This is a genomic window from Bradyrhizobium sp. Ash2021 (assembly GCF_031202265.1).
Classification (GTDB): domain Bacteria; phylum Pseudomonadota; class Alphaproteobacteria; order Rhizobiales; family Xanthobacteraceae; genus Bradyrhizobium.
This window is the reverse complement of the sequence record NZ_CP100604.1, coordinates 8,002,210-8,013,449: the sequence shown is the minus strand read 5'-3', so window position 1 is coordinate 8,013,449 and position 11,240 is coordinate 8,002,210. Positions and strand designations below refer to the sequence as shown.

Sequence of the window (11,240 nt, the reverse complement as noted above, 5' to 3'; positions counted from 1 at the left end):
TGGCCGGGTTCGGCGTGAGGCAGCTCTGGACGGCGCCGTTGTCACGACCCGGCAGTGCGGCGGCGAATTTTTTGTCAAATTCGGTCCCTCTTGAAGCGCGCTCGCACGCCGGACGGGGCAACCAGATGCATGATCGAACTGCCAACCCGAAGCCATTGGTAGGCGCGCTGCCGGAGCTGGAAGGCCACGGCCGCGATCTGCGCATTGATGCCTGCCGCGGCATCGCGCTCTGGTGCATCTTTCTTGACCACGTCCCCTACAACATCGGCAGCTGGCTGACGCTGCGCAACTACGGCTTCAGCGATGCCGCGGAAGTGTTCATGTTCGTCTCGGGTGTGACCTGCGCACTGGCCTACGGCAAGGCACGGTGGTGCGGGGGCTGGACCGGCGTGATCGGCCGGACGCTGCGGCGAAGCTGGGATATTTATGTCGCATTTCTGCTGCTCACGCTGGCCTGCGCCATCATGGTTCACCTCGCAGGCAGCGGCCATCTTGCCGACGAGAGCAATACGCGCATTCTGTTGGAACAGCCGGGCGTGACGTTCGCGCACGCGGCGATCCTGCAATACCGCCCCGTCAACACCGACGTCTTGCCGCTCTTCGTGCTTTATCACCTTTTGTTCGCGCCGCTGCTGTGGCTGCTGCTGCGAGTGCCGAACGCAACGCTCGGCGCGTCGTTGTTGCTTTACGCACTGGTGCAGGTCTTCGGCTGGACCATCCCGGCATGGCCGAGCAACCACTGGTTCTTCAATCCGCTGGCCTGGCAGCTGCCATTTGTGCTTGGCGCGTGGTGGATCATCGAAGGCAAGAGAATCCGGCCGTGGGTGACCTCACACAGCGCGCTTGTGGCTGCCGTTCTCTATCTGGCGTTCAGCCTCATCATCGCATTGAGCCGGAGCATCAAACCGCTGGAAGCGCTGGTCCCGCAGGCGCTGCTGGAACTGCTCTACCCGATGGACAAATCGAATCTCGATCCATTGCGACTGCTGCATTTTTTGGCCCTTGCGGTTTTGGTGGTATGGTTCGTGCCTCGCAATTGGCGAGGCCTGACGACGGCGGTGATGCGCGGCGCCATTCTCTGTGGCCGGAACTCGCTGCCAATCTACTGCATCGGCGTTCTCCTTTCGCTCGCCAGCCACCTGGCGCTGCTCGACATCTCGGACGGGCTGACGATGCAGATCGCGCTCAGTGTTGGTGGCGTCCTGGTGATGATCGTGGCGGCGATGCTGCTGAACCTGATCAAGACCAGGCAGCCGCCGCACGCGAAGCCCGTCGAGCAGCCAACCAGGTTTGAGCTGGTCGTCAACCTCAAGAACCTCAAGACGGCCAAGGCGCTCGGCGTTCACATTCCGCCCACGCGGTTCACCCGGACCGACGAAATGATCGAATAAAGAGGCTGCTTGCTCCGGTGCGCGACAGCGGATGTTTGAAGGACTGTGCCTGACGGGTGAGAGTTCTGGTCGGATCCCGTTGGGCCACCGGTAGTTCGCTTGAAATTGCCGCCGTTTGGATCGCCCGCCTCTATGTCGAAGATAGTGGCTGACTGTGAAGTATTTTACATCCCTGTGTTCTTGGCCCGGGCTAGGATAGCGAAAGGCTTCTTGCTCTTTGAAGGAAGCATCCGATGCTCGCGACAATCAAATGGAACTCCCGGTACAACGCTCGCGAATGGACGACGATGGCAGTAGCTCTCGTCGCCCAACTCAGCGTACTGAACACATTGCGACGGAAGAGTGAAAGCAAACCAAGGCGGCCACTCTGGAAACACTTCGACGACACCCATCATTGGGACTCGACCGCGGAGGAATGGGTCCCCAACGATGATCAGTGATCGTGCAACGTGTTGTGCATTGCGCAGGCCGAATTCCGTGGCTTCAATATTCTCTCGCTGACGGGCCCGTCGAGCGCAGCGATCGCCTACAAGTAGTCGGTGGCGATGTGAGTTCGTGCCGGCTTGATAGTGGTCAAGCGTTTTGCTCTTGGTCGTTTGCCGACCGCTTCGGGAAACCAGCCGGATGGCCGATTCCGGTACTGTTCGGACCCCATCGGTCGCGGAGATGGTGCCCGTTCGCGGCGCTAAAGCGGATGTGCCGGGCACATCGTCGGAACGACGCGACTGACCCTCACCGGCCAGGCGCGTTCAGTGCTCATCATGAGAGCCCCGACATTTCCTGCCGTTAGCGTGTTCCGTTGCTACAAGTGCAATTGCGTCGCGGGGGGGGGGTCGTTGCGGATCGAGTGACCCGCTTGCCAAGCAGCCCGAAGCTGAACGGGAATGGTGTTGAAGCCGTCGCCACTTGCATCCGATGGTTTGGCCTTCGGCTAGTAGCGAGGTGCAGAATCTGTTTGCGAAACTGTTAGAAAAACGATTTGACCGTCAGCCCTGCTGCTCGGGCATCCTGTATGAATGTATGCGCTTCCTCACTGGACATTGTAAGGTCAACGCCGCCGAGGAATTCCTCTCCTTTGGCTGTGTTCGCACGGAACATCGTCTCGTGTCTGCCTATATCGACCGTATAATCAATGTCGCTTGGTGCTTCGGGCATGGCATCCTCCTCGATCCCGAAGCGAGCATATTGTGTCGATTTCAACCGTTCCCACAAGGCGGCAATTGCCAGATAGCGCTGCGGCGCGGTCGATCGTGATTGGGGGGTGAAGCAGCGTGCTCAGTATCTGCGGCACATCGCGTCATTTCGTGGCGCTGTGGAATTTGGCGGCTATCGGGGCATAGCGGACTCTCGCGGGCCCTCCGCCCGGTAGATTTGTGGGTTCACGGCCTGGAGTCCGATGGGCCAGCAGCGCCTTCCTGTATGTAAAAACTGCACGACCGCTACCTTCGAGCGAAGAAAATCATGCGAGAGGAGGGAAGGCGCACAAAAATGCTCTGAGTTTACTTCCGCTTTCGGCGGTATAGCGAACATGACCGAACTTGCTACTGGCTCGCCCAGGTCGCGATTGACCCATGCCGATTATCGAGTGATGTCGTTGCGACAATGCGCCTCATCCATCCCCAATGGCCAATTCGCAACGAATACGCCTACTCATTAATACCCAATCATCCGCGTCCGGGTCTGCCAAGCTGGAGCTTGCGGGACTTGGAATCCGTTGTATTGTGAAGCGAAGCATGCGGAATTCGCATGGCTGCAGCCTGAAGGGCGCGGTCACCATAAACAGGCGCGAACCAACGTGCCGGTTTTTGGATGGAGACCGACATGGTCGTTGGCGGATCGTTTGACACGTTCCCCAAATTGCTTCTGCGAAATGCCGCGCAGTTTGGCAGCCGTCCGGCGTTTCGGCATAAGGATCTTGGCATCTGGCAGACGTGGACCTGGACCCAGGTCGCCGAGATCGTGCGTGCTTATGCCGCGGGCATGCAGCGACTTGGATTGCAGCCAGGAGACACCATCGCCATCGTCGGTTCCAACCGGCCGAAGCTCTACTGGACCGTGATGGCAGCGCAGACGCTGCGCGCGATTCCGGTTCCGGTCTATTCGGATGCGGTGGCTGACGAGCTTGCCTATGTCCTCGCTCACGCCGATGTAAAGTTTGTCGCCGCGCAAGATCAGGAACAGGTCGATAAGGTCTTGTCCGTATCGCACCGGGTGCCGCATCTCCACACGATCGTTTATGACGAGCCGCGCGGACTCCGTGACTACGATCACAGCCGATTGACCGCAATCCACGATGTGATCGAAGACGGCCGCGCCGCGCTTGCGGCCAACGCTGCGCTTGGCGGGCAGATCGATGAACTCATCCGGCACGGTGAAGGTTCTGACATCTCGGTCATCCTCTACACCTCGGGAACAACCGGCGCGTCGAAGGGCGTCATGCTGTCGGCGCGGGGCTGCATCGATGCAGCGACGGATACTGTCAGATTCGACCGATTGACCGACCACGACGTGGCGCTCGCCTACCTGCCGCTCGCCTGGGTGGGCGATCATTACCTCAATTATGCACAGGGCCTTGTCGCTGGATTCTGCATGGCGTGTCCCGAGAGCGGTGAGACGATCGAGCAGGATTTGCGCGAGATCGGACCAACTTTCTATTTCGCTCCGCCGCGCGTTTTCGAGGCCATGCTGACGCGGGTGATGATCCGCATGGAGGACGCTGCGGCAATCAAGCGGCGAATGTTCAACTACTTCCTTGGCATTGCACGGCGGCATGGCGAGTCGATTTTGACCGGAAAGCCGACGCCGCTGTCAGGCCGGTTGCTCTATGCGCTCGGGCGCTTGATGGTCTACGAGCCCCTTAAAAACGTTCTCGGCCTGTCTTGCGTGCGCGTTGCCTATACTGCAGGTGAGGCCATCGGTCCGGATCTTTTCGCGTTTTACCGCTCGATCGGACTGAACCTGAAGCAACTCTACGGTCAGACCGAAGCGTTCCTCTATGTCACTTGTCAGCCTGATGGAGAGATCTACTCCGATACGGTTGGTCCGGCTGCGCCGAACGTCGACATCCGCATTGCGGAATCAGGCGAAGTGCAGTTCCGCTCACCCGGCATGTTTGTCGGATATTTCAAGGATCAGGCGAAGACCGCGGAGGCCATGACGTCCGACGGTTACGTCAAGACTGGCGATGCCGGTTTCTTCGACGAGAAGACGGGGCATCTGAAGATCATCGATCGTGCGAAGGATGTCGGTCGGCTGGCTGACGGCACGATGTTTGCGCCGAAGTATCTTGAGAACAAATTGAAGTTCTTTCCCAACATCAAGGAAGCGGTCGCTTTCGGCGATTCCAGGGAGTTTGTTTGCGCCATTATCAACATCGACCCGGTCGCTGTGGCGAACTGGGCCGAACGTAACAACATCGCCTTCGGTTCCTATCAGGAGCTGGCGGGGCATCCGCTGGTCTACGACATGGTGGCGAAAGATGTTGTCGAGGTGAACCGCGCCCTCGCGGAGGGAAAGGTGCTGGCGGGCGCGCAGATCCGCCGCTTTTTCATTCTGCACAAGGAACTCGACGCGGACGATGGCGAATTGACCCGCACGCAGAAACTTCGTCGCGGGTTCATTGCCGAGCGTTATGCGCCGCTGGTCACGGCGCTCTATGACGGTTCGCATGAAGCCGACATCTCCACCGAGGTCACTTTTGAGGATGGCCGCAAGGGCGTGATTGCTGCACGGATCAAGATCCGCGACTTGCAAACAACCGGTGCGAGAGAACCTCTGGGGAAGGCCGCATGAGGATGCCGGACACGAGCGAATTCTTGCTTCAGGTCGAAGGGGTATCGCTGGCTTTTGGCGGGGTGAAAGCCCTGAGGGACGTTTCGTTTGACATCAGGAAGGGCGAAATTCGCGCCATCATCGGGCCGAACGGCGCTGGCAAAACCTCGATGCTCAACGTCATCAACGGCTTCTATCATCCCAATCGCGGCGCCATCACTTTCAAGGGCCGGACCCGCGCCCGGATGCAGTCGTTCGAGGCGTCCCGTGGCGGCATCGCGCGCACCTTTCAAAACGTCGCACTGTTCAAGGGAATGAGCGCGCTCGACAACATTATGGCTGGCCGCACATTGAAGATGCGCCGGGGCCTTCTGTGGCAGATGCTGCGTTACGGCCCTGCGCTGGCAGAGGAGATCGAGCATCGGAACCGGGTCGAGGAGATCATCGATTTTCTGGAGATTGAGGCGATCCGCAAGGTGCCGGTTGCGCGTTTGCCATATGGCCTGCAGAAACGCGTTGAACTCGGCCGTGCCCTTGCAATGGAGCCTGATCTTCTGCTCCTCGACGAGCCGATGGCAGGCATGAACCTCGAGGAGAAGGAGGACATGTCGCGGTTCATCATCGACGTGAGCAATCATTTCGGCACGACTATTGCGCTGATCGAGCACGACATGGCTGTAGTGATGGATCTCGCCCATCGCGTGGTCGTGCTCGATCATGGCGTGAAGATCGCCGACGGCACGCCGGATGAGGTCAAGAAGAATCAGGGCGTCATCGACGCCTATCTCGGCGTCGCGCACTAAGGAGCATTGCGTGATCGCGTTGGGTCAATTTCTCGAAGTGCTGATCGGCGGATTGATGTCCGGCGTGCTGTATTCGCTGGTTGCGCTCGGCTTCGTGTTGATCTTCAAAGCATCTGGTGTCTTTAATTTTGCCCAGGGCGCAATGGTATTGCTCGCAGGGCTGGCGCTGGTCCGCTCGCTTGACTTCCTGGTGGCCAAGGGTTTCCCGCTTTGGGCTGCGATCATCATCGGCATCGGCTTCGCCGTCGTGATCATGGCGATAACGGCTTGGCTGATCGAGCGGTTCGTGATTGGACCTCTTGTCAACCAGGACGGCCTCACGCTGTTCATGTCCACCATCGGCGCGACATTCATCCTCGAAGGCGCTGCGCAGATGATCTTCGGTTCCGATGCTTACCCTTTGCGGCTGTTTCCGACGGATGCCTGGTTCTTGTTTGAAAACCTCTTTCCGGGTGGAATTCTGGTCAACAAGCTGGATGTCTGGGGCGGTCTTATCGCCGGCATTCTGGTCGCGGGTCTGGCGATCTTCTTCCAGCGTACCAAGACCGGTCGCGCACTCCGGGCGGTTGCCGACGACCACCTGGCCGCGCAGTCGGTCGGGATTCCGATCAACTGGATCTGGTTCGTGGTCTGGCTTGTCGCCGGTCTCGTTGCGCTGGTTGCGGCGACCGTGTGGGGCACCAAGCTGGGCGTACAGTACTCCATCACTTTTCTCGCGCTGAAGGCCTTGCCGGTTCTGATCATTGGGGGTCTTACCTCGGTTCCGGGGGCCATTGTCGGCGGGCTCATTGTAGGTGCGGGTGAGAAGATCGCGGAGGTTTTCCTGGGGTCGTATATTGGTGGTGGTATCGAATATTGGTTCGCCTTTGTGCTGGCGTTGGCGGTGCTGCTTGTGCGGCCGCAGGGCCTGTTCGGCGAGCGAATCATCGAACGCATCTGAGGCGAGGAGTTAGTCGTGCTTTATCGCGAGGCTGGCCAATTCAAGACGACCTACGCGGAGGATATGGCGATCTTCCCGATCCGCCAGGACCGTATTGCGCTCGGTATCTTGCTCGGGATCGCCTTCATCGGGGTGCCGCTGCTGGCGACTTTCCACGTTTGGCCGTTCGCCGGCGACTATCTGCTGTGGGCCATTCTGTTGCCTTTCCTGATCCTCGCACTCGCCGCGATCGGCGTGAACATTCTCGTCGGCTATTGCGGGCAGATCTCGCTCGGCAGCGGCGCCTTCATGGCCGTCGGCGCCTATTCAGCTTACAAGTTGGGGACCGGCGTTCATATTCCGCTCGCCTGGCTTGGCTTCGCGATTTCGATTCCACCATTACCTGTGCTGGCATCTATTTTGCTCGGCGGGCTCATGGCGGCGGTCGTTGGAATCCTGTTCGGTGTTCCCAGTCTACGGATCAAAGGCCTCTATCTGGCGGTTGCCACGCTCGCAGCGCAATTCTTCTTCGACTGGGTGTTCCTGCGGGTGCCGTGGTTTACCAATTACGCGCCCTCGGGGTCGGTCAATGCACCGGCACTGAACTTCTTCGGTCTGGTCATAGGCACGCCGATCGAGCGCTATCTGCTGTGCCTGACCTTCGTAACGGTGTTCGCGGTTCTGGCGAAGAACCTTGTCCGCGGCAATCTCGGCAGACAATGGATGGCAATCCGCGACATGGACATTGCCGCCGAGCTGATCGGGATCCGGCCACTCTACGCAAAGCTCACGGCTTTCGCGGTCTCCTCATTTATCGTCGGCGTGGCGGGCGCACTCTGGGCGTTCGTCTATCTGGGCTCGTGGGAGCCGCTAGCGTTCTCGATCGACCGTTCGCTGCAACTCCTGTTCATGGTGATCATCGGCGGGTTGGGATCGATCATGGGGTCGTTCGTCGGTGCGGCCTTTATCCTCATTCTGCCGATCATGCTGAACCTGATTCCAACCGAACTCGGTGTGCCGCTGTCGACAGAAACGATCACGCACCTGGAGTTCATCATCTTCGGATCGCTGATCTGCTATCTTCTGATCAAAGAGCCACATGGGTTTGCCCGACTCATTTCGATTGGCAAGGAGAAGCTCAGACTTTGGCCGTTTCCCTACTGAAGGGGCGGTCGGTGCGAAGGGGGCCGGAGATCGCAACGCGGAGCGGCGGTCGTTGGCAGAAGGAGCAAGCAAGCCCGCAAAACAAAAACAAGACCCGTTACCGCAAAACCGGGCTGAAGGAGGAGGACGTCGATATGGTACGCAACAAACTGATACTGGCGGCAGCCATCCTATCGGGCGCGGCGCTTGCCGCTCCGGCTGCGGCGCAAAACGAGCAGTTCATCCCGATACTGTCCTACCGGACGGGCGCGTACGCCGTGAATGGCGTGCCGTACGCAAACGGCGTGGCCGACTACTACAACCTGATCAACGAGCGCGACGGCGGCATCAACGGCGTCAAGCTTTTGGTCGAGGAATGCGAGACCGGCTACGCCACCGACAAGGGCGTTGAGTGTTACGAGCGTCTCAAGGGCAAGGGGCCGACCGGCGCGGCCTTCTTCAATCCGCTGTCGACCGGCATTACCTTCGCCCTCACCGAAAAAACCACGACTGACAAGATCCCGATTATCACGATGGGCTATGGCCGCGCCGATTCCAAGAACGGAGCCGTGTTCGCGTACAATTTCCCGCTGCTTGGCACGTACTGGTCGGCGGCCGATATCGCGATCCAACACATCGCCAAGGAGGTCGGTGGCTTCGACAAGCTGAAAGGCAAGAAGATTTCGCTGGTCTATCACGACAGCCCTTACGGCAAGGAGCCGATACCGATGCTGCAGGTGTTGGCAAAGAAGCACGGCTTTGAGTTTACGCCGATCCCGGTCACGCACCCCGGTGTCGAACAGAAGTCGCAATGGCTGGCGATCCGCCAGAACCGGCCGGACTATGTTTTAGTCTGGGGCTGGGGCGTCATGAACGGCACGGCAGTCAAGGAAGCGGCGGCCGTTGCCTATCCGCGCGACAAGATGATCGGTGTTTGGTGGTCGGGCGCAGAGCCGGATGTAACACCCGCAGGCGATCAAGCCATCGGCTACAAGGCGCTGATGCTTCAGCATGGTGCCGGCAGGTTTGCCGTGCACGCCGACCTGGAGAAGTACGTCTATGCAAAAGGCAAGGGGGCGTCGGAGCCTGGCAAGGTCGGCGAGGTTCTGTATAACCGCGGCATGGTGAACGCCATGCTCGGGGTGGAGGCGATCCGCAAGGCGCAGGAAAAGTTCGGCAAGAAGCCGCTCACGGGCGAGCAGGTCCGCTGGGGTCTGGAGAACCTCAACCTCTCTGAAGCACGTCTCAGGGAACTCGGCTTCGAGGGCATGTTGAAGCCGATCAGGATTTCCTGCTCCGACCACGAGGGGGCGCGGGACGGGCGCGTACAGCAGTGGGACGGCAAGGGCTGGAAAATCATCTCCGACTGGTACACGGCCAACCAATCCGACACTGAACCGCTCGTCGACGAGGTTTCCGGGAAATATGCCGCGGACAAGAAGATTCAGCCGCGCGATTGCTCGAAAGAAAGCTGAACTCATCTGGGCGATCCGGGAGGAGCGTTCGCCTCCTCCCGGATGTTCCGAAAGTCGCAACCGTTTGGAGGGAGCAGCGTGTCAATCTCCAAGGCCGCCACGGCGACAGAAGCGGCAGCGCCGTTTCTGTCGGTCAACAATATCGAGGTTGTCTACGATCACGTCATCCTCGTGTTGAAGGGTGTATCGCTGGATGTGCCGCGGGGCGGAATCGTCGCGCTTCTCGGCGCCAATGGTGCGGGCAAGACAACGACGCTGAAGGCGGTCTCCAATCTGCTGCATGCGGAACGCGGCGAGGTCACCAAGGGCTCGATCCTGTTCGATGGCGTCGAAGTGCAGTCGCTTTCGCCAAACGATCTGGTGCGGCGCGGCTGCATTCAGGTGATGGAGGGGCGGCGCTGCTTCGCTCACCTTACTGTCGACGAGAATCTCCTGACCGGAGCCTTCACGCGCAGCGACGGCAGGTCCGCGATCGCGCAGGATCTGGAGCGAGTCTATGCCTATTTTCCTCGTCTCAGGGAGCGGCGTGATTCCACCGCCGGCTATACGTCGGGCGGCGAACAGCAGATGTGCGCGATCGGCCGTGCACTGATGTCGCGCCCGAAGATGATCCTGCTGGACGAGCCTTCAATGGGCCTCGCGCCGCAGATCGTGGAAGAGATCTTCGAGATCGTGAAGGATCTCAACGTCAAGGAAAATGTCTCGTTTCTTCTCGCCGAGCAGAACACCAATATGGCGCTCAAATATGCCAGCCACGGATACATCCTCGAAAATGGCCGCGTCGTGATGGACGGCGAGGCGCGGGCGCTCGCCGCAAATGAGGACGTCAAGGAATTCTATCTTGGCGTCGCCGGGGACAAGCGCAAATCATTTCGCGATGTGAAGCACTACAAGCGGCGCAAACGTTGGCTCGTTTAGGCGATGACGCTGAGTGATCGGCCTTCGTTGAGTGGTCCGGAGCAGATGTAATGGAGGGGCCGCCCCTCTTCTAGCCACTGGGTTCGAGTGCAATCCGGTTTGATGATGTTCCGGCTAAAGATAGTTGGTCGATGTCGCTCTTTGGCACATCGCGTCATTTCGCGGCGCTGCGGAATTTGGCGGCTATCGGGGCATAGCGGACTCTCGCGGGCGCTCCGCCCGGCAGATTTATGGGTTCACGGCCTGGAGTCCGATGGGCCAGCAGCGCCTTCCTGTATGTAAAAACTGCACGACCGCTACCTTCGAGCGAAGAAAGCCATGCGAGATCGAGGGAAGGCGCACAAAAATGCAGTTTTTGGTAGCGGGGAGGGCGATCTACCCGCGCGCAAAGGCTGACCTGCGACTATCGCTGAACAGGTCACCACTGTGCCCGACGGGCAAATCAGCAGCCGTGCCGTTCATCTTCGTGTCCAGCCTCTTTCGAAAAAATATTCTGCTTTGCGCATGACCCAAATCAGTGGCTATCTCGGCGCGTCCCGTTCCGACAAGAGGGGCGGATCGCGCGTCGTCACGAACGCGGAGCGGGATGCGGTGGACGCGAGAGCGTCAGGCGTGCAAGATGATCGCAGGGCGAGGCAACTCGTGAGCGGTAACAGTGCGCAGGACGAACGGCGCTGTTAGCGTACGGCAAAACCGTGTGGTCCCGACACCCGTTGCTGGTGTCAAGCTGTCGGTGGCGACGTCGATTCAACCGGATCGATCAGCCGTAGAGTCGACAACGACGGTGACAAGACGAATTCGTCGCCGGGGAGAGCACGGC

The 11,240-nt window shown here is 59.5% G+C and carries 8 protein-coding genes; 7 read left to right on the top strand and 1 reads right to left on the bottom strand.

Annotated elements, in window-relative coordinates:
* Window positions 1-125: 125 nt before the first annotated feature.
* Complete coding sequence (opgC, locus tag NL528_RS38610) at window positions 126-1,391, top strand: OpgC domain-containing protein (RefSeq protein WP_309179573.1); 1,266 nt, start codon at window positions 126-128, stop codon at window positions 1,389-1,391.
* A 966-nt stretch (window positions 1,392-2,357) separates the two neighbouring features.
* Here opgC and NL528_RS38605 read toward each other — a convergent pair.
* Window positions 2,358-2,546 (bottom strand): hypothetical protein, encoded by a 189-nt coding sequence (locus tag NL528_RS38605; RefSeq protein ID WP_309179572.1) that lies wholly within the window; start codon window positions 2,544-2,546, stop codon window positions 2,358-2,360.
* A 666-nt stretch (window positions 2,547-3,212) separates the two neighbouring features.
* Here NL528_RS38605 and NL528_RS38600 point away from each other — a divergent pair.
* From NL528_RS38600 to NL528_RS38575, 6 genes are all read left to right on the top strand, one after another.
* A complete protein-coding gene (locus NL528_RS38600; RefSeq protein ID WP_309179571.1) occupies window positions 3,213-5,183 on the top strand; it encodes an AMP-binding protein in 1,971 nt (656 codons plus the stop codon).
* A complete protein-coding gene (locus tag NL528_RS38595; protein ID WP_309179570.1) occupies window positions 5,180-5,965 on the top strand; it encodes an ABC transporter ATP-binding protein in 786 nt (261 codons plus the stop codon). Before NL528_RS38600 ends, NL528_RS38595 begins: the two co-directional genes overlap by 4 nt.
* Before the next feature lie 55 nt (window positions 5,966-6,020).
* Window positions 6,021-6,905, top strand: coding sequence for a branched-chain amino acid ABC transporter permease (locus tag NL528_RS38590; RefSeq protein ID WP_309179569.1), 885 nt, complete (start codon window positions 6,021-6,023; stop codon window positions 6,903-6,905).
* Between the two features lie 15 nt (window positions 6,906-6,920).
* Window positions 6,921-8,048, top strand: coding sequence for a branched-chain amino acid ABC transporter permease (locus NL528_RS38585; RefSeq protein ID WP_309179568.1), 1,128 nt, complete (start codon window positions 6,921-6,923; stop codon window positions 8,046-8,048).
* Between the two features lie 134 nt (window positions 8,049-8,182).
* Window positions 8,183-9,502 (top strand): ABC transporter substrate-binding protein, encoded by a 1,320-nt coding sequence (locus NL528_RS38580; protein ID WP_309179567.1) that lies wholly within the window; start codon window positions 8,183-8,185, stop codon window positions 9,500-9,502.
* Between the two features lie 84 nt (window positions 9,503-9,586).
* Complete coding sequence (locus tag NL528_RS38575; protein WP_375144103.1) at window positions 9,587-10,420, top strand: ABC transporter ATP-binding protein; 834 nt, start codon at window positions 9,587-9,589, stop codon at window positions 10,418-10,420.
* Window positions 10,421-11,240 lie beyond the last annotated feature (820 nt).